The organism is Rhizobium sp. No.120, assembly GCF_054558365.1.
Genome location: NZ_BAAJNQ010000002.1, coordinates 24,396 through 43,584, shown reverse-complemented (window position 1 = coordinate 43,584; position 19,189 = coordinate 24,396). Strand labels below are relative to the sequence as shown.

The 19,189-nt window shown below is 61.0% G+C and carries 14 protein-coding genes; 9 read left to right on the top strand and 5 right to left on the bottom strand.

Translation table 11 applies throughout. From position 1 onward, the window contains the following. Positions 1-9: 9 nt before the first annotated feature. From phnD to phnN, 6 genes are all read left to right on the top strand, one after another. Positions 10-921 (top strand): phosphonate ABC transporter substrate-binding protein, encoded by a 912-nt coding sequence (gene phnD / locus ACYJRZ_RS05865; RefSeq protein ID WP_459457048.1) that lies wholly within the window; start codon positions 10-12, stop codon positions 919-921. A gap of 83 nt (positions 922-1,004) precedes the next feature. Next, positions 1,005-1,985 carry a phosphonate ABC transporter, permease protein PhnE gene (gene phnE, locus ACYJRZ_RS05860; RefSeq protein ID WP_459457047.1) on the top strand — a complete coding sequence of 327 codons (981 nt, stop codon included), beginning with the start codon at positions 1,005-1,007 and terminating at the stop codon, positions 1,983-1,985. Positions 1,986-1,993: 8 nt separating this feature from the next. After that, on the top strand, positions 1,994-3,340 hold the full coding sequence (gene phnE / locus ACYJRZ_RS05855; protein WP_459457046.1) for a phosphonate ABC transporter, permease protein PhnE: 1,347 nt from the start codon (positions 1,994-1,996) through the stop codon (positions 3,338-3,340). Between the two features lie 189 nt (positions 3,341-3,529). Further along, positions 3,530-4,216 carry a DUF1045 domain-containing protein gene (locus ACYJRZ_RS05850; protein WP_459457045.1) on the top strand — a complete coding sequence of 229 codons (687 nt, stop codon included), beginning with the start codon at positions 3,530-3,532 and terminating at the stop codon, positions 4,214-4,216. A gap of 15 nt (positions 4,217-4,231) precedes the next feature. Then, a complete protein-coding gene (locus tag ACYJRZ_RS05845; RefSeq protein WP_459457044.1) occupies positions 4,232-5,371 on the top strand; it encodes an alpha-D-ribose 1-methylphosphonate 5-triphosphate diphosphatase in 1,140 nt (379 codons plus the stop codon). Beyond that, positions 5,368-5,973: a phosphonate metabolism protein/1,5-bisphosphokinase (PRPP-forming) PhnN gene (gene phnN / locus ACYJRZ_RS05840; protein WP_459457043.1), complete on the top strand. Its 606-nt coding sequence runs from the start codon at positions 5,368-5,370 to the stop codon at positions 5,971-5,973. The genes ACYJRZ_RS05845 and phnN overlap by 4 nt, the downstream gene beginning before the upstream one ends. Positions 5,974-6,033: 60 nt before the next feature. Here the strand turns inward: phnN and polA are convergent, their stop codons facing one another. Further along, entirely contained in the window at positions 6,034-9,036 is a 3,003-nt protein-coding gene (gene polA, locus ACYJRZ_RS05835) for a DNA polymerase I (protein ID WP_459457041.1), read from the bottom strand. Positions 9,037-9,574: 538 nt separating this feature from the next. On the opposite strand from polA, the gene ACYJRZ_RS05830 reads away from it, so the two are divergent. Next, positions 9,575-9,991: a MarR family winged helix-turn-helix transcriptional regulator gene (locus ACYJRZ_RS05830; RefSeq protein ID WP_459457039.1), complete on the top strand. Its 417-nt coding sequence runs from the start codon at positions 9,575-9,577 to the stop codon at positions 9,989-9,991. Positions 9,992-10,021: 30 nt separating this feature from the next. On the opposite strand, the gene ACYJRZ_RS05825 is transcribed toward ACYJRZ_RS05830, so the two are convergent. Further along, positions 10,022-12,364 (bottom strand): bifunctional diguanylate cyclase/phosphodiesterase, encoded by a 2,343-nt coding sequence (locus ACYJRZ_RS05825; protein WP_459457037.1) that lies wholly within the window; start codon positions 12,362-12,364, stop codon positions 10,022-10,024. A gap of 199 nt (positions 12,365-12,563) precedes the next feature. Between ACYJRZ_RS05825 and ACYJRZ_RS05820 the strand changes: the two genes are divergently transcribed. Then, positions 12,564-13,952, top strand: coding sequence for a M20/M25/M40 family metallo-hydrolase (locus ACYJRZ_RS05820; protein WP_459457035.1), 1,389 nt, complete (start codon positions 12,564-12,566; stop codon positions 13,950-13,952). A gap of 130 nt (positions 13,953-14,082) precedes the next feature. Then, positions 14,083-15,006 carry a nucleoside hydrolase gene (locus tag ACYJRZ_RS05815; protein ID WP_459457033.1) on the top strand — a complete coding sequence of 308 codons (924 nt, stop codon included), beginning with the start codon at positions 14,083-14,085 and terminating at the stop codon, positions 15,004-15,006. 54 nt (positions 15,007-15,060) lie between these two features. Here the strand turns inward: ACYJRZ_RS05815 and ACYJRZ_RS05810 are convergent, their stop codons facing one another. From ACYJRZ_RS05810 to ACYJRZ_RS05800, 3 genes are all read right to left on the bottom strand, one after another. After that, positions 15,061-16,233: a M20 aminoacylase family protein gene (locus ACYJRZ_RS05810; protein WP_459457031.1), complete on the bottom strand. Its 1,173-nt coding sequence runs from the start codon at positions 16,231-16,233 to the stop codon at positions 15,061-15,063. 185 nt (positions 16,234-16,418) lie between these two features. Further along, positions 16,419-17,474, bottom strand: coding sequence for an ABC transporter ATP-binding protein (locus ACYJRZ_RS05805; protein WP_459457029.1), 1,056 nt, complete (start codon positions 17,472-17,474; stop codon positions 16,419-16,421). After that, positions 17,471-19,024 (bottom strand): ABC transporter permease, encoded by a 1,554-nt coding sequence (locus ACYJRZ_RS05800; RefSeq protein WP_459458647.1) that lies wholly within the window; start codon positions 19,022-19,024, stop codon positions 17,471-17,473. The genes ACYJRZ_RS05805 and ACYJRZ_RS05800 overlap by 4 nt, the downstream gene beginning before the upstream one ends. Positions 19,025-19,189: the final 165 nt, after the last annotated feature.

The window sequence follows — 19,189 nt, the reverse complement described above, 5'->3', positions numbered from 1 at the left end:
GACGAACCCATGTTGAAGAAAGCACTTTTTGCCGCTACGGCGCTCGTTGCGCTCGCAGCCGGCGCTGCTGCTAATGCTGCAGACCTCAAGGAATTCCGAGTCGGCATTCTCGGCGGCGAAAACGAAGCCGACCGCCTGCGCAACTATGCCTGCCTTTCCGATCACCTGAAGAAGGAATTCGGTTTCGAGAAGGTTTCGCTCTTCCCAGCCGCAGACTATAACGGCGTTATCCAGGGCCTGCTCGGCGGCACGCTCGACTTCGCGGAACTCGGCGCTTCCGGCTACGCAGCCGTCGCCATCAAGGACCCGAAAGCCGTTACCCCGATCCTGACCACGCAGCAGACCGACGGCTCCACCGGCTATTACTCGATCGGCCTTGCCCTCAAGTCTTCCGGCATCAAGACGATCATGGACGCCAAGGGCAAGAAGCTCGGCTACGCCGATCCGGACTCCACCTCGGGCTACCTCGTTCCGCTGACGCAGATTCCGAAGACCACCGGCGTGCCGAACGACAAGTTCTTCGGCTCGACCCAGTTCAACGGCGGCCATGAGAACAATCTGCTCGCCGCTTACGACGGCAAGGTCGACGTTGCTGTCGACGATTCCTCGGGCGTTGGCGATTTCAAGGACGGCTTCACCTCCGGCACCTTCCGCAAGGAAGTCGACAAGGGCGCCGTCGACCCGAACAAGCTCGTCGAAGTCTGGCGTTCGCCGCTGATCCCGAACGGTCCACTCGTGGTTCGCAACGCTCTCGGCACCGAATGGCAGACCAAGCTGGCTGACTTCTTCATGAAGCTGCCGACGACCGACGCCAAGTGCTTCAACGCCATCGAAGGCGGCGACTTCAAGGGCTACGTCAAGGTTACTCCGGACTTCTACAACGCCGTCATCGACGTTCGTAAGGCTGCCATCGGCGGCTGATCCGCATCCCGATAATGGGGCGGCCGGCAACGGCCGCCCTTTTGCTATTCACACCCCTTTGCGATTCACAAGGGCAGGACTTTATGACGATCGCCGATACGCACCCGAACATGCAAAGCGCGCCGCAGAGCGCCAAGGAGATCGGCGATGCCTGGAGCAAGATGGTGGCCAAGCGCCGCCTCTACACTGGCATCGGTCTCGCGATCCTGCTCGTCGCCTTCATCAGCTCCGTACGCTTCGCCGACGAAAACAATGCCGGGCATTTCTTCGACCGCCTGCCGCATCTCTTCGATTTCCTGAGCTGGCTCATTCCAAAGGACTGGGCCGACGTCTACCGCGCGCTTTTCGACCTGCCGAGCCCGAACGGGGCCAACGGCGCGGGCGGCGAGGAATTCAATTTCCCGCTCGGCCGCGTCTATGTCTGGGGCGATTTCTATATCCCCGAATATTTCGAACTGATGATCATCACGATCAACGTGGCGCTGGTATCGACCATCATCGGCTTCGTCTTTGCCGTGCCTATGAGCTTCTTCGCCGCCCGCAACATGTCACCCTCCAATCCAATCCGGCTGGTGACCAAGCGCATCATGGAATTCCTGCGCGCTTTTCCCGAGATCGTCATCGCCGGGCTATTTTCGGCGATCCTGTCGATCGGCCCGATTGCCGCCATCATCGCCGTCGGCCTGCACACGATCGGTGCGCTTGGCAAACTCTTCTACGAAGTCGTCGAGAATATCGACATGAAGCCCGACGAGGGCATGCGCGCCGTCGGCGCGAGCTGGAGCGAGCGCGTGCGCTTCGCCGCGCTGCCGCAGGTGCTGCCGAACTTCATGTCCTACGCGCTGCTGCGTCTGGAGATCAACGTTCGCGCCTCCACCATCATCGGCGCCGTCGGTGGCGGCGGCATTGGCGAGGAGCTGAAGCTTGCAATTTCGCGCGGCTTTGGCGCCAAGACGTTAGCGCTGGTGTTGCTTCTCTTCCTGACGATCATCGCTGTCGATCAGTTTTCCGCATGGCTCCGCCGCCGTCTCGTTGGCGAACACGCCTTTCTTTTGCAGCATTGAGGTTGACCATGTCCGTCATCGACGCCGGCCGTATGCAGGAAATCGAAGCGCGTTATCCGGAGATCCTTCACCGGTCCTTCCACCAGCGTTTCGGCGCGCTGATGATATTCATTGGTGTCGTCCTCTATGGCATTTATGCAGTCTGGTTCTTCGATCTGCCAAAAGTCATTTCGGAAGCACATTGGGAGCGCGTCGGGATCTATCTTAGCGAATGGGTGAGCTATGACGTGCAGCCGGAGTTCCGCATCTCCGGCGACAAGATCACCATCAAGTATCCGCGCTTTTCGCCTTTAGGCGACAATCCGCATCCCGACTGGGTGAAGACCAATCCTGATGGCAGCATGATCGTTTCCGTCAGCGGAACGAGCCGTACGGTAACCGTCACCAAGACGCAGGCCATCGTGACCGCGCACGGCATTACGATTCCAATCGATATTGCCGGCAATGTGCCGAAAATCGTCGGCTCAGAGCCCGTTCCTAGCTGGATGACCGTCTATGACGACAATATCCTCGTCAATCTCGGCTTTGCCGGCGATGCCAGCATTTCCGCCGATCGCGTGAAGATCCGCAAGCGTTTCCTCGGCTGGGCCAACTTCGTCTTCGATACGCATTCGCCCTTCTTCGACAAGCCGGCGAGCGAAGTCATAAGCCTGATCGTTTCCGGGCCGCGGCTCGATCCCACACAGTCCAATCTTTCGCTTGCCTTCGACAATATCTGGAACAATGGCGCATGGCAGCATGGCGACGTCTGGACCAAGCTGTTCCAGACGATCGTCATGGCCTTTCTCGGGACGTTACTCGGTTCGCTCGCGGCCTTTCCGCTCGCCTTCCTGGCAGCGCGCAATATCACGCCGAACCGGTTGCTCAATCAGATCCTCAAACGCCTCTTCGACTTCCTGCGCTCGGTGGACATGCTGATCTGGGCGCTGTTCCTGACGCGCGCCTTCGGCCCCGGTCCGCTTGCGGGCAGCGGCGCGATCTTCCTCACGGAGACAGGCACGCTCGGCAAGCTCTACTCCGAGGGCCTGGAGAATATCGACAACAAGCCGCGCGAGGGCGTGAAGTCCACCGGTTCGCCCACCATCCTCGTGCATCGCTACGGCATTATGCCGCAGATCGTGCCCGTCTTTGTCAGCCAGACGCTCTACCAGTGGGAATCCAACGTGCGCGGCGCGACCATCATCGGTGCCGTCGGTGCGGGCGGCATAGGCCTCAAGCTCTGGGAGGCGATGCGCACCAATGCCAACTGGGAAAATGTCGCCTACATGGTGCTTTTGATCCTGATCGTCGTCTTCCTGTTCGACGCCGCATCCAACGCCTTGCGCTCGCGGCTAATGGGTACGCGAGCGAAATAAAAAAGACCGAGAAAAAATCATTTCTCATCATCATTCTGTCACGGGAATCCGGTAGCGCAGGCCGGCAAGAACTCAGCGGTCAAACCAGCTTTAGCCGGATTCGAACCGTTGCTGCCTTGCTGCTCTTGCGGTTTGAAGCAAATCACCCAACAGTGTCCCGCGCAGCCCGTTTTTCCAAGGAATGCAGCCTTGCGCTATGCTCTCTATTTCACGCCACCCAAAGACGATCCGTTGACATCGCTTGCCGCCCGCTGGCTCGGTCGCGACGCTTTTTCCGGCGAGATTTTTTCCGATAAGGCCATGGGGCCGCTGCCGGAAGGTCACGCCGAGCTGACCGCCGATCCGCGCCGCTATGGCTTTCACGCCACGCTGAAGGCACCGTTCGAGCTCGCAGCTTCGGTGACCGAACGCGACCTCCTCGAGGTCACAGCCGAATTCGCCTCGCAGACCAAGGCTTTCACCATTCCCGAACTCGTGCTCGGCCAGCTCGGTCATTTCTTTGCGCTCGTCCCCGCCTCGCTTTACCAGCCGCTACAGGATTTCGCCTCCAGTGTGGTGAAAACCTTCGAGCCGTTCCGCGCACCGCTTTCGGATCATGATATCGCCCGGCGAAAGCCGGAGGGTCTCACAGAACCAGAGCGTGCGAATCTGCTGCGCTGGGGCTATCCTTACGTCAATGACGAGTTCCGTTTCCATATGACGCTGACGGGGCGCGTCCCGGCCGAGCGGCAGGCCGAGATGCACAACATCCTGCGCGAACGTTTCGCCGAACATACCGGCAAGCCGCTCGATATTTCCGGCCTCGCCATCTTCGTCGAAGAACAGCGCGGCGCTCCCTTTACCGTCCGTTCCTGGCTGCCGCTTGCCGGCGCCTAACATGAAAGATCCGACATGACCAAAGAAACCGTCCTTTCCAACGCCCGCATCGTCCTTGAAGATAAGATCGTCGAGGGCTCCGTGCTGATCCGTGACGGGCACATTGCCGCCATTTCCGAGGGCACGTCAGATATCGGGGAGGATTTCGAGGGCGATTTTCTGATTCCCGGTCTGGTCGAGCTGCATACCGACCATCTCGAAGCGCACTATTCCCCGCGTCCGGGCGTCCGCTGGAACAAGACGGCGGCGATCCAGGCGCATGATGCGCAGATCGTCACCTCGGGCATTACGACCGTGTTCGACTGCCTGCGCATGGGCTCGGACGAGGACGGCGGTTTCGAAAAGGGCGAGATGCGCGATATGGCCGATGCTATCCAGGCCGCGCAACGCGAAGACCGCTTGCGCGCCGATCACCTGATTCACCTGCGCTGCGAAGTCTCCTCCGACAACGTGCTCGACCACTTCGAGGATTTCGAGAAGGACCCTTATGTGCGTCTGGTCTCGCTGATGGACCACGCGCCGGGCCAGCGCCAGTTCCAGACCATGGACCAGTACATCTTCTATTATCAAAAGAAGCGCGGGCTCAGCGACGAGGCCTTTGCCAAGTTCGTCGCCAAGCGCCAGGAAGAATCGGCGAAATATGCCACGCCGCATCGCGACGTGATCTCCAAGGTCTGCGCCGAACGCGGCATAACGGTCGCCAGCCATGACGATGCGACGCTCGCCCATGTCGACGAAGCCATCCATTACGGCGTTCGCCTTGCCGAATTCCCGACCAGCGTCGAAGCCGCCAAGGCTTCTCACGGTGCCGGCATGAGCGTGCTGATGGGCGCGCCGAACATCGTGCGCGGCAAGTCGCATTCCGGCAATATCGCAGCTCGCGATCTGGCCGAACTCGGCGTGCTCGACGTGCTTTCCTCCGATTACGTGCCGCTCAGCCTGTTGCATGCTCCCTTCATTCTCGCAGACGAAGTCGAGGGTATTTCGCTGCCGCAGGCGATCGCCATGGTGACGGCAACACCGGCAAGGACGGTCAGCCTGAACGATCGCGGCCGCATCGCAGAGGGCCTGCGCGCCGATCTCGTGCGTGTCCGCCGCGATCACGGCGTTCCGGTCACGCGCTCTGTCTGGCGGGAAGGACGCCGGGTGGCATGAGCCTGGACGCCAATATCAAGCCGACTAATGTCGGTCTGGCGAATGAGGCGGCGGGCACGCTCGCCGTCGTCGTCGGCCCAAGCGGCGCCGGCAAGGATACGCTGATCAATCTGGCCGCCCGGCATTTTGCCGGCCGGCCCGACGTGCACTTCGTCCGCCGCTTTATCACGCGCGACGGCGATGCCGGCAATGAGGATCACATAAGCGTCTCGGAAGCGGATTTCGATGCGATGGAGCAGACCGGCGCCTTTGCCGTCTCCTGGGAAGCGCACGGCCTGAAATACGGCATCCCGGCGGAAGTCGCCGATGAACTTGCGTGCGGCAAGCTGGTGATCGCCAACGGCTCACGCTCGGCGCTGCATCATTTCCAGGCTGCATTCCCGCGTCTGAAGATCATCAACATCACGGCTACACGTGAAGTGCTTGCCGAACGCCTCATGGCGCGTGGACGCGAGAGCCGCGACGATGTCCTGAAGCGTCTGGAAAGAAGCGTGCTGACTGTCGAGGGCAGCTACGAGGTCGTCGATATCGACAATAGCGGGACGCTCGAAGAAGCCGAACGCGCCATTATTTCTGTGCTGGAAGCGCTGGTTGGGAAATGAGCGGCTGACGCTGAAGAAGGCGCAGCATACGCGAAAGCCTATCTCCAACGCGCCCTTTGCTCAGTGTGCTTCATCCCAATTATGGGCGGCGCGCGCGTCGACCTTCAGCGGCACGACCATATCGACCGCCGGCATGGCGGCATTTTCCATGACCGAGACGATGATGGGCGTCGTGCGCTCGACATCCGCATCCTCGACTTCGAAGATCAGTTCGTCATGCACCTGCAACAGCATGCGGACGCGATCGCCGAGCCCGGCTGCCGCCAGTGCCGGCTCCATCTTGATCATGGCGCGACGGATGACGTCAGCGGCCGAACCCTGGATGGGCGCGTTGATCGAGGCACGTTCGTTGAAGGCGCGGACGGAGGGATTGGACGAGCGGATTTCGGGGAAATGGATGCGGCGCCCGAAGATCGTCTCGACATAACCCTTGTCGCGCGCTGCCTGCTTGGTGCCTTCCATATAGTCGCGGATGCCCGGAAAGCGCTCGAAATATTTCTTGATGTAGTCGCCTGCTTCCGAGCGCTCGATGGAAAGCTGGTTCGCCAGACCGAAGGCGGAAATGCCGTAGATGATGCCGAAATTGATCGCCTTGGCGCGGCGGCGCACTTCACTCGGCATGCCATCCACCGGCACGCCGAACATTTCGGACGCCGTCATCGCGTGAATGTCGACACCGTCTTCGAAAGCCTGTTTCAACTGCGGGATATCGGCGACATGCGCCAGTACGCGCAGCTCGATCTGGCTGTAGTCGGCGGAGACGAGCTTGTGGCCCGGTGTCGAAATGAAAGCCGTCCGGATCTTGCGGCCTTCCGCCGTGCGCACCGGAATATTCTGCAGGTTCGGCTCGGAGGAGGACAGGCGCCCCGTCGTGGTCGAGGCTAGCGAATAGGAGGTGTGAACGCGCTTCGTCTCGGGATGGACATAGCTCGGCAGCGCATCCGTATACGTGGATTTCAGCTTGGTGAGCTGGCGCCAGTCGACGATCTTGCGCGGCAGCTCGAAGCCGGCCGCCGCCAGATCCTCCAGCACCTGCGCCGAGGTCGACCATTGCCCGGTCTTGGTCTTGCTGCCGCCGGCCAATCCCATCTTGCCGAAAAGGATATCGCCAAGCTGCTTCGGCGAGCCGATGTTAAAGCGCTCGCCGGCGAGCGTGTAGATCTCGTCCTCCAAGGCGGCAGCTCCCTGCGCCAGCTCGCCGGAAAGGCGAGAGAGGATCTGCCGGTCAATGGTGATGCCGCGCTCCTCCATGTGGGCAAGCACTGGCACGAGGGGCCTTTCCAACCGTTCGTAGACGACCGAAAGTTTTTCTGCCGCAAGTCGTGGTTTCAGCACCTGCCAGAGGCGCAGCGTCACGTCGGCATCTTCGGCGGCATAGGCGGTGGCGCGGTCGATATCGACGAGATCGAATGTGACGTTGGACTTGCCGCTGCCGGCGACGTCCTTGTAGGCGATCGGCTTGTGGCCGAGCCAACGCTCGGAGAGGCTATCCATGCCATGCGTGGCATTGGCGCCGCCATCGAGCACGTAGGAGAGCAGCATCGTGTCGTCGAAGGACCGCGTCTCGATGCCGTAACGCTTCATCAGTAGGTAGTCGTATTTGAGGTTCTGCGCGATCTTCAGGATGGAGGCATCCTCCAGCAGATCCTTCAATCTCGGCAGCGCGTCGCGAAGCGGGATCTGATTGTCGGCCAGGCCGCCCCCCAGCAGATCGCCGACGCCGGTCTTGTGGCCGAGCGGCACATAGGCGGCGCGGATGGATGCGCCAGTCGGATCATCACGATTATCGGCAATCGCCATCGAGAAGCCGACGATTTCGGCCTGCATGGCATCGAGAGAGGTCGTTTCGGTATCGAAGGCAACGATACCGGTTTCGCGCGCATCCGCGATCCATCGGTCGAGCGTTGCGATATCGCGGATGGTCACGTATTTCGAATGATCGATCGGCGCGCTCGCGAAATTTGCGGCGCGCGCCTTGGCGAGATCCTCGGGCGCAGTGGTGCCATCCAAAGCGAGGCGCGCCTTGGCCGACGGAGCCGGGACGGATGCGCCTTCGGCTTCGACAACGCTGCCGGCGACGAGATCGACATTCTCGCCGACATCGAGATCCGGGCCGTGGGCGCCCTCGCCCCATTCGATCTTGACGACGGCGGGCTCGATTGCCGCCGCATCACAGTCGCAGGCTTCCGCCACGCGCCGCGTCAGAGTGGTGAACTCCATGGCCTTCAGGAAACCGATTAGTTTCGGGCCGTTCTGCGGCTCCAGCACCAGCGCGTCGAGCGCAAGTTCCAGCGGCACATCTGTCCTCAGCGTCACCAGCTGCCGCGAAATGCGAGCGAGTTCGGCATTGGCGATGATATTTTCGCGGCGCTTCTGCTGCTTGATCTCGCCGGCGCGGGCGAGCAGCGTGTCAAGATCGCCGAACTCCTCAAGAAGCTGTGCCGCAGTCTTCGGGCCGATGCCGGGGATGCCAGGAACGTTGTCGATGGAGTCACCGGTCATGGCCTGCAGGTCGATCATCTTGTCCGGCGGCACGCCCCATTTCTCGATGACATCGGGAATGCTGATCTGCTTGTCCTTCATGCTGTCATACATGTGGACCATGGGGGTGACGAGCTGCATCAGATCCTTGTCGGATGAGATGATCGTCACGTCGGCGCCGGCTGCCTCTGCTTGACGGGCATAGGTGGCGATGATGTCGTCGGCCTCGAAGCCGTCGGTCTCGATGCAGGGCAGATCGAAGGCACGGGTCGCCTCACGGATGAGGCCGAATTGCGGGATCAGCTCTTCCGGCGGCGCCGAGCGGTTCGCCTTGTATTCGGGGAAGATGTCCTTGCGGAAAGTCTTCGACGAATAGTCGAAGATGACGGCGAAATGCGTCGGCGTCACACCGACCGAGGTGTCGCGCGCCGAAGTCAAAAGCTTCCACAGCATGTTGCAGAAACCCGAGACGGCGCCGACGGGCAATCCGTCCGACTTGCGCGTCAGCGGCGGCAGGGCGTGAAAGGCCCGGAAAATGAAACCGGAGCCGTCGACGAGGAAGAGATGATCACCTTTTTTCATGGAAGCATGGATAGCGTGACGCACCTCCAACGTCCATATAAACTTCAGTTTTGCAGGCTGGACCTGCTTCCGCTTTTCTTCAAATCGCGCAAACGCTTTATCTTTTGTTTTTACGCAATTCCGGACGGAAAACCGCGATACACTTTTCCTGGAATTACCTTGGTGGGAAGGCCAAATCTCTCACCGAAACGTTACTAACTTTTAATCAATCTAATCTGCGCATTCCCTTGAAAAACCACATTCCAAACCTCAAATCTTACTCACCGGCGATTGATACGCCGAGGGTCTGGCAACCGGCCTGTCCCCCGCCATGTCAGACTTGGACAAAGGCCTATCCCCTCTCCGGGCCTTTGTCCCCTTTTCACGAGCCGCCATGGCGACCCCTCCAGGCCATGGCGGCTTTTCTATGTCAAAAATTCAATCTTTGGATGTGAAAAAATCCGCGTGAGTTGCTTATTTCTGAGGAGGTCTACCCAAGAATTGCTGATTGTCTTGCTCTTGAATTATGGGCATATTTGCAATCATGGGATTTAATCGGATGGACTCCGCCGCCTACCTTGCCAGCCAGATGGCGAAGGGATTCGCCCGCGCGCTACAACAACGCGCGGCGAGGCTCGGCTTTTCCCCCGGTCAGTTTCCGATCCTGCTGGAATTGTGGTCCGAGGACGGGCTGACTCAGAAGCAGCTGCTCGAGAGGATCGACATCGAACAGGCGACTATGGCCAATACGCTGTCGCGCATGGAACGAGATGGCCTGGTTGCGCGCCGCCCGCATCCTTCGGACAAGCGGGCGCAGCTGGTCTTCCTGACGAACAAGGCCGCAGCCATGCAAGTTGAAGCGATCGAGGCCGCTATGGCAGCCGATACGGATCTTCTCAAGGATTTTCGGCAATTCGAACGCGAGCTGCTGCTGGAATATATCCGGCGGGTGCTGGAGAATGCCAGGCAGCTTTAGAGCATGTCGCGCAAAAGCACGCAACGCGCCTCAGCCCTGCCCCACCGCCTTATTCAAAGCCGACTGGAACTGGCTCGGTCCGACATCGGGCTTGCCGAAGAATATCCCCTGAAGCTGGGCGCAGCCTTCCTCGATGACGATGCGGCGCTGGGTTTCCGTTTCGACACCTTCCGTGACCACAGGCATGTTCAAGCTGTGGCCGAGGCCGATGATGGCACGAACGATCGAGCGGGCTGCGGGATCATGCTCAAGCGCGCCGGTGAAGCTGCGGTCGACCTTGATCTTGTCGAAGGGGAAGGCGCGCAGATTGCTGAGCGAGGAAAAGCCGGTGCCGAAATCATCCATCACCACGCGCACGCCGAGGCGATGCAGCCGCTGCAATGTCGCTATCACAGTCGTGCGTTCGCGCATCAGCGCCGCCTCCGTGATTTCCAGCTCGAGGCGCTGCGGATCGAGACCGGTCTTGCGCAGAATCCGTTCGATCTGATCGAAGAGGGTCGGAATCATGAATTGCAGCGGCGAGAGGTTGACAGCGACGTTTGCAGGTTCACTCCAGCGCGCCGCCTCCTGGCAGGCCTGCTGCAGCACCCACTCGCCGATCGCAACGATCGATCCGCTTTCCTCGGCAATGGGAATAAACGTCTCTGGATCGATCACACCCCGATCCGGATGCGCCCAGCGTAACAGCGCCTCGTAACCGCTGACACCGTCGCTGCCGACATCATAGATCGGCTGATATTCCAGAAAGAGCTGGCGGCGCAGAATGGCCTGGCGCAGATCGTTCTCAAGCTGGCGGCGGGTGCGCACGGCCTTGTCCATTTCGGCATCGAAGAAGCAGGCGTGGCCCCGGCCCGCATGCTTGGCGCGATAAAGCGCCATATCCGCATTGGCGTAAAGCTGCTCGGTGCTCGTGCCATCGCGCGGGTAGATGGCGATGCCGATGCTGACGCCGACGGCCGTCGGATCCCGGGCAGTATCCATCTCCATGCTGAATTCCGAAAGGATGCGCTCGGCAAGACGCGTGGCCCCTTCGGGCTGCCGGCGCCTGGGCTGGATAATGGCGAATTCGTCGCCACCGAGCCTTGCCACCGTATCGCCCTCCTCGATCGCGCGCTGCAGAATGCCGGCGACCTTGCAGAGGATGCGATCGCCTTCAGCATGGCCGAAGACATCGTTGATGGCCTTGAAGCGATCGAGATCCAGGCAGAAGATAGCGACTTCCCCGCCCCTACGATTGGCCATCTGCAGCGCCTGACGCATGCGCTGGTCGAACAGCGACCGGTTGGGCAGATCCGTCAAAATGTCATGGTGCGCCAGATGCTCTATCATCTGCTGCGCCTGGCGCCGTTCCGTCAGGTCACGCACCACCAATACGCTGCATTCGTGGCCGCGATAGGTGATGGAGCGACGCACGGTTTCGACTGGGATCGCCTTGCCATCATGGCCGGACAGCGTCGTCTCCAACGGAATGGCGGCATCGCTTTGGGCATCTATGTCGATCGCCAGGAAGGTTTCTGGCGGGGCACCGACCACCTGCTGCTGCGACCATCCGGAAATGGCGAAAAATCGCTCGTTGGCATCGATCACCCGGCTGTCACGGATGATGAGCAGCCCTTCCAGCGAAGCGTTGGCAAAGCCGCGGAGGTCGGTCAGATGACGGTCGATGAAGATGGCTCCGAGCGCGATGAGGATCAAACCCGTCGCGGCAGCCATGACAATGCCTGCAAGGATGCTTCGATCCATGGCGAGGGCGACACCGGGCATCCCCACTTCAGGCGTCAGCGTCACGCCGCTCATTGCTGTGAAATGCAGGGAGCAAATCGCCAGCAATAGCAGAAGAGCACCAATGATGATGCGGCGGAAACCGCGAAGACTGCGAAATGCCAGGAAGGACAGCGATGAGAAGACGGCGCCGGCAATGATGGAAATGGCGACTCGCGGTATGTCGAAGGAGAGCTGCGCCGACGCCTCGATGGCTTGCATGCCGCTAAAATGCATGGCGGCTATTCCAAACGCCATCAGCATGCCGCCGACCGCAAAGGAGACGCGGTTGTCCCACTCGAAGGCGACGGCGATGGCAAGCCATGAACCGATAATGCCGAGAACCACCGAAAGCGCGGTCAGCGAAACGCCGTAGGAGATGGGAAGGCTGCTCTCATAAGCGAGCATGGCAATGAAATGCGTCGCCCAGATGCCGACACCGCTGGCGAAGGCCGCAGCCGCAATCCAATAACGACGCTGATGCGACTGGCATTCCTGCGCACGCGAAAAAAGAAGCATGGTGGCAAGGCTGCCTATAAGGCAGATGGCTGCCGCCACGAGAATAAGCCTGAAGTCATGAGCGTCGCGAATACATGCAATTACTGAAAACATTACGCGTCTCCAGAATACTCTTCTGGATTGACGTTATTTCTAATAATCTAAAAAACTTGTAAACTACATGCGCAACTAATCACATAAGAGCGAACCTCCATCGAAAGAGGCAAGCTACGGTAAATTTTCAGTTTTAACGCCTCGAAACCGGCTGGCCTTTGGTCTATCGTCGCTCCAAATTTCATGTAAGGAGTCGGATATGACCGATCTATCGCCCGTTCTCGACCGCGCCGATCAGAACCTTCCCTCCAGCCTCGACAACCTCTTCGAGCTGCTGCGCATCAAGTCCATTTCGACAGACCCGGACTACAAGTCCGAATGCCGCAAGGCAGCTGAATGGCTGGTCACCTATCTGAACTCGCTCGGCTTCAGGGCCTCCGTACGCGACACGCCCGGCCATCCCATGGTGGTCGCCCATCACGATGCCGGCACCGCCGATGCGCCACATGTTCTGTTCTACGGCCACTACGACGTGCAGCCCGTCGACCCGCTCGAGCTTTGGGAAAGCGATCCCTTTGCTCCCGCCATCAAGGACCTGGGCAATGGCCGCAAGGTCCTGACCGGCCGCGGCGCGTCGGACGACAAAGGGCAGCTGATGACCTTCGTGGAGGCGGTGCGCGCCTATATGGAAACGAAGGGCGCGCTGCCGGTGCGCATCACCATCCTCTTCGAAGGCGAAGAGGAATCCGGCTCGCCCTCGCTCAAGCCCTTCCTCGAAGCCAATGCCGCCGAGCTGAAGGCGGATTTCGCTCTCGTCTGTGATACCGGCATGTGGGACGGCGATACGCCGGCGATCTCTGCGGGTCTGCGCGGCCTGGTGGGCGAGGAAATCGTCATCACCGCGGCTGACCGCGACTTGCATTCGGGCCTTTTCGGCGGCGCTGCCGCCAATCCGATCCACATTCTGACCGATATTCTTGCAGGCCTGCATGACGAGACGGGGCGCATCACGCTTCCAGGCTTCTATGACGGCGTCGAGGAAACACCTGCCAACATCAAGGCCTCCTGGGAGACGCTCGGCATGACGGCTGAAAAATTCCTCGGTGAAGTCGGCCTGTCGATCCCCTCGGGCGAGAAGGGCCGGTCGGTGATGGAACTCACCTGGGCGCGGCCAACGGCGGAAGTGAACGGAATTACGGGTGGCTATACCGGCGCCGGCTTCAAGACGGTGATTGCCGCCAAGGCATCGGCGAAGGTTTCTTTCCGTCTCGTCGGCCAGCAGAATCCGGCGGCGATCCGCGAGAGTTTCCGTGCCTATGTGCTATCCAAAATCCCTGCGGATTGCTCGGTGGAGTTTCATGAGCATGGCGGCTCGCCAGCCATCCAGCTTTCCTATGATTCGCCAGTACTGACCAAGGCGAAGACGGCGCTTTCCAACGAATGGCCGAAGCCCGCCCTCATCATTGGCATGGGCGGCTCCATCCCGATCGTCGGTGATTTCCAGAAGATGCTCGGCATGGAATCGCTGCTCGTCGGTTTCGGCCTCTCCGACGACCGTATCCATTCGCCGAACGAGAAATACGAGCTGCGCTCCTATCACAAGGGCATTCGTTCCTGGATCCGCATCCTTGATGCGCTAGCCAGCTAAGCGATCCGCGGGTGCGCGCGTCCTTGTGTGCGCCCGCGGCCATTGCCACCGACGGCTAGGAATGCTGATTTCCTGATAGGGCAGCCAGACTGCCATCAAGCATTTCACACAGAGATCATTGGGACAGACTATGGGGATCTGGATCGATACCGACATGGGGTTCGATGACATCGCCGCCATCCTGGTGGTGGCGCATTCGGACCTTGTCATCGATGGCGTTTCGCTCGTCAGCGGCAATGCTCCGCTCTCGCAGGTCCAGGCCAATGCGGCGAGTGCTGCCGCCGTCTTCAACTGGAGCTTTCCGATCCATACCGGCCGCGAGCTGCCAGTGCTTTGCAGGCTGGAAACGGCGCAAGGCATTCTCGGCCAGAGCGGTATTCCCACGACAGGTAGAAGCCTGCCGCCGGCCGATCCGCTTCCCTTCAGCGACGCATTTACTGCGCTATGCGACTGGCTTTCCGACAGCGACGGGCCGAAACGCATCCTGGCGCTCGGGCCACTCACGAATATTGCCGCTTTGGCATTGGCACGACCGGATCTCGCTGTGTGCATCGACGAGCTGACCTGGATGGGCGGCGGCGTCACGGCGGGCAATCACACGGCATCGGCTGAGTTCAACGCCTTTGCCGATCCGGAGGCACTTGCGATCGTGCTCGCGCATGCCCTGCCGCTGTGCATGATCGATCTCGACATTTGCCGGCAAGTCCTGGCCTGGCCGGCGGATGTCGCCCGCATCCGTGAGAACGGCAGCGAAAAGGCGCAGCTGCTCGCTGACCTGCTTGAGGGCTATGTCAACATCGCCATCAGCCGCGGCAGGCCGGCAATGGCGATCTACGACCCGACGGCTGCCGCCATTTTCATCGAGCCTGACATCGCCACCCTTCGGCATGCCCGGATCGATGCGGAATTGCAGGGGCAGCATACGCGTGGGCGCACCGTCGTCGAAACGCGGGCCTCGCATGGGCAATTCAATGCCCATTTTGCCGCGGAGATCGATGCGGAGAAAGCGCGCCAGATCATATTCGACGCGTTGCTGCGAGAGGCTGAACGCTGAGAAGCGGCGGCGATAGAGGATGTACCGCCGCAGTGAAGCACGTTGAGACCTGCCTCAGCCCTCTCTCAATTCCTGCTCGACCAGTGTCGTCCAGAAAGCCACGCCCGAGGCGATCGCCTCGTCGTTGAAGTCATAGGCCGTATTGTGATGCAGGGCGCCGTCAACGGCGGGTCCGTTGCCCAGCCAGACATAGCAGCCGGGCGCGCTCTGGCCGAAAAAAGCAAAATCGTCGCCGGCTGTCGATGGCGGAAAGCGGGTTAGCACATTCTCACCAAAGACCGTCATCGCCGCTTTCAGTGCTCGTGCCGTAGCATCGGCATCGTTGACGACGGGTGGGATGCGGCGCTCGAACTGATAATCGACGGCAATGTTGAACATGGCTGCAGTCCCATGCGCCAGGCGACCGATCTCCTCTTCCAGCTGATCGCGGACCTCAGGCGTATAAGCGCGCGCCGTGCCGCCGATCTCGACCGTATCGGGAATGACGTTCAGCGCCTTGGGATCGCCCGCCTGCAACGAACACGCGCTGACGACGGCCGGCTGCAGCGGATCGACGACGCGCCCCACGATGGTCTGCAGCGACGATAGGAAGGTTGCCGCTGCTGTGATCGGGTCCTTGCCGAGATGCGGCTTGGCGCCGTGGGTGCCGGTACCGCGGAAGGTGATGCGCCAGCTATCCGATGAAGCAAGCTGCGGCCCCTCCACAACGGCCATCTCATCGACCGCGAGACCGGGCATATTGTGCAGCCCGTAGACGGAATCGCAGGGAAACAGATCGAAAAGCCCGTCTTCCACCATGCGCTTGGCGCCGCCGCGACCTTCTTCCGCCGGCTGAAAGATGAAATGCACCGTACCGGAAAATCCGCGCTTGGCGGCAAGGTGACGGGCTGCACCGATCAGCATGGTCGTATGGCCATCATGCCCGCAGGCATGCATCTTGCCCGGAATCGTGGATTTATAGGGTCGATTGCCCTTTTCCGGCATGGCAAGTGCATCCATATCGGCGCGAAGGCCGATACGGCGCGTGCCGTTGCCGATCTGCAGCGTACCGACGACACCGGTCTTGCCGAGGCCGCGATGCACGGTCAGTCCCGCTTCCTCCAGCAATGTGGCCACGATACCGCTGGTGCGTTCCTCCTCGAAGCCGAGTTCCGGATGGGCATGGAGATTGCGGCGAAGCGAGGTGAGGAAAGGAAGATCCGGCTCGATCTCATCGGGAAAAGACATGGAGAGATTCCTTCGGCGTGGGGCACGATGATGGGTGCCTAAAGCACACCGCAATCTTTCAGATTCGCTTCTTGCGCTTTGGGACCTTGAATTGACGCATGTCGTTGTCGCAAAACCGCTGCACACTTTTGCGCGACATGCTTTATCTTCCCCAAAGCATCGCCTGCTTCAACCCGAATTAACGCTCAGGTGTCGAGCCCGTCGAACACATGTGCCTTGCCGACCACGCCCACCGAAACCATGCTGCCGACTTCGGGCAGGCCGACGCCGGAGCTCTTGATATTCAGCGTCTCGGAGCCGTTGGAGAGTACGACCGTAACAGCGCAGACAGCTCCGCCAAACTCGATTTCGGTTACCTTGCCGATACAGGCAGCATCCGTTCCGGCCTCATCGATCGCCCGAAGACGCAATTGCTCGGGCCGTAACATGATGTCGGTGCGCCCCTGCCGGCTATTGGCACCGACCGGAATCTGCCCGAGAACACATTTGGCGAATCCTTGATCGAGATCGGCGGGCAGCACGATGGCATCGCCAAGGAAGAGCGCGGTCTCCCGATCCCTGGGGCTGAGATAGAGCGCCTGCGGCGTGCCTGCCTGTATAAGCTTGCCTTCGCGCAGGACAGCGACTTGGTCGGCAAAGGACAGCGCCTCCGCCTGATCATGCGTCACCAGGACTGCGGTGATGCCGGCGATCTGCAGCACGCGGGCGACGGCCTTGCGCATGTTTTCGCGCAAGCCGGTATCGAGAGCGGAAAAAGGCTCATCGAGCAGCATCAATCGCGGCTTGCGGCCGAGCGCGCGAGCAAGCGCGACGCGCTGCTGCTGGCCGCCGGAGAGCTGATGCGGACGGCGATCGAGCATGCCGCGATCGAGCTCGACCATATCGATGAGGGCATTGATGCGCTGATCGCGATCACGCGCACCGCGTTCCATGCCGAAACCGATATTCTCCGATACGCTCAGATGCGGAAACAGTGCGCCGTCCTGCGAGACGATGCCGATGCCGCGCCGATGCGCTGGCACGATGGCTTCGCCATCCGCCAGGGTTTCGCCCTGAAGCACCACCTGGCCCGCATCGGGCGTTTCGAAGCCGGCGATGATGCGCAGCAGCGTCGTCTTGCCAGAGCCGGACGGGCCGACGATGGCCGTGCGGCTGCCGGCAGCCACCGTGAGGTCGATATTGTCGAGCGCCTGCACGGGGCCATAACGCTTGCTGATGTTCTTGATCGCCAGAAAGGTCATTGTCCGGCCGTTCGCTTGGATTGCACGTAGAGAAGAAGGGTGAGCGGCAGCGACAGGACGACCATCATGAAGGCGTAGGGTGCCGCGGAAACATAATCGATCTCGCTGGTCAACGACCAGAATTTCGTCGCCAGCGTTTCGGTACCGTTGGGAGAGAGCATCAGCGTCGCCGTCAGCTCGTTGGTGATGCCGAGCGCGACGAGCGCGACGCTGGCTGCAAAGCCGGGAGCCGCGAGCCGCATGGTAATCTGCCGTACCGCCTGCGCCGGCGTGCGGCCGAGCGCCATGGCGGCGCGCTCAAGCTCGACGGGCGCCTGGGCGATGCTGGCGCGCAAGCCGACCATGGCGCGCGGTAGGAACAGCAGCACATAGGCGAGCAGCAGCGTCGCAAAGGTCTGATAGAGCGGCAGGATCAGCCGGACGGTGATCGACACCAGGGCCAGGGCGACGACGACGCCCGGCAGCGAACCGACATAATAATGGCAGGCTTCGAGAATGCGCTGCAGCCGGCCGGGCGCACGCACCGACAGCCAGGCCATCGGAGCTGCTGCAATTGTGGCGAGGAGGCCGCCGGCGATCGCGAGAAGAATGGTCTGCAGCAAGGCCGAGCCGACCGTATCGATCCGCCAGACGTCGGCACCGCCGAGATAAAGCCAGCGGGCCAGGGTGACGAAGGGAACACCAAGCGTCAAGGCAGCGGTGACGATGGGCAGCGCGACCGCGGGAACGACGAACCAACCGAGACGACGGCGATCGGCGGGGCGGGCGGCACCCGACCCGATGCGGGCATAGCGTTCGTTGCCGCGCACCAATACCTCGATGCCAAGCAGCAGCAGGCAGCAGAAGACGAGCACGCCGCCGAGCATGTTTGCAGCCGGGCTGTTATAGGCCGATTGGAACTGGTCGACGATGGCCGTCGAAAACGTGTCGAAGCGGATCATCACGTAGAGACCGTATTCCGCGAGGAGATGCAGGCCGATCAGCAGCGAGCCGCCGCAGATGGCGAGGCGAAGCTGCGGCAGGATTGTCCGGAAGAAGACACGCCATGGGCCGAGGCCGAGCGAGGCGGCAGCATCCTCGATCGCCGGATCGAGCCGACGCAGGGCGGCCGCGACCGGCAGGTAGAGGAAGGGAAAATAGGCGAGCACCGATACCAGCACGCCGCTCCAGAGCCCGCGCATGCTCGGCACGAGGCTGACCCAGGCGTAGCTATGCACGAAAGCGGGGACGGCAAGCGGTGCGGCCGCCAGCCAGGACCAGAGGCGCGCGCCGGGAATATCGGTGCGTTCGGTCAGCCAGGCGAGCGTCACTGCCAGCAGGATGGAAAGCGGAATGGTGCAGACTTCGAGCAGAACGGTATTGACGAGCAGATCGCCGACGCGGCTACGGAAAATCAGGGCGACGACTTCTGCCCAGCCGGTGTCGATCGTGATCCAGACGATAAAGCCGAGCGGGACCAAGCTCAGAAGCGCCACGATCGAAGCGAGGGCGACGACGGATGCATGCCGAACACGGCTACGGGGAGCAGCCGTCAACGGGGGCATTCGCATGGCGGCGGCCTCGCCGGCATATGTGTTCTTCTGCAGCAAATCGAGCTGCCTTTCACGCCCTGAAATAGGAAGGCAACCGCCGCTGACGGCGGTTGCCCGATCTATCGGCCCTGGAGACCATTCGTATGTCCTATGCCCCTAGCAGGGCATAGGACAGTGTTGCAA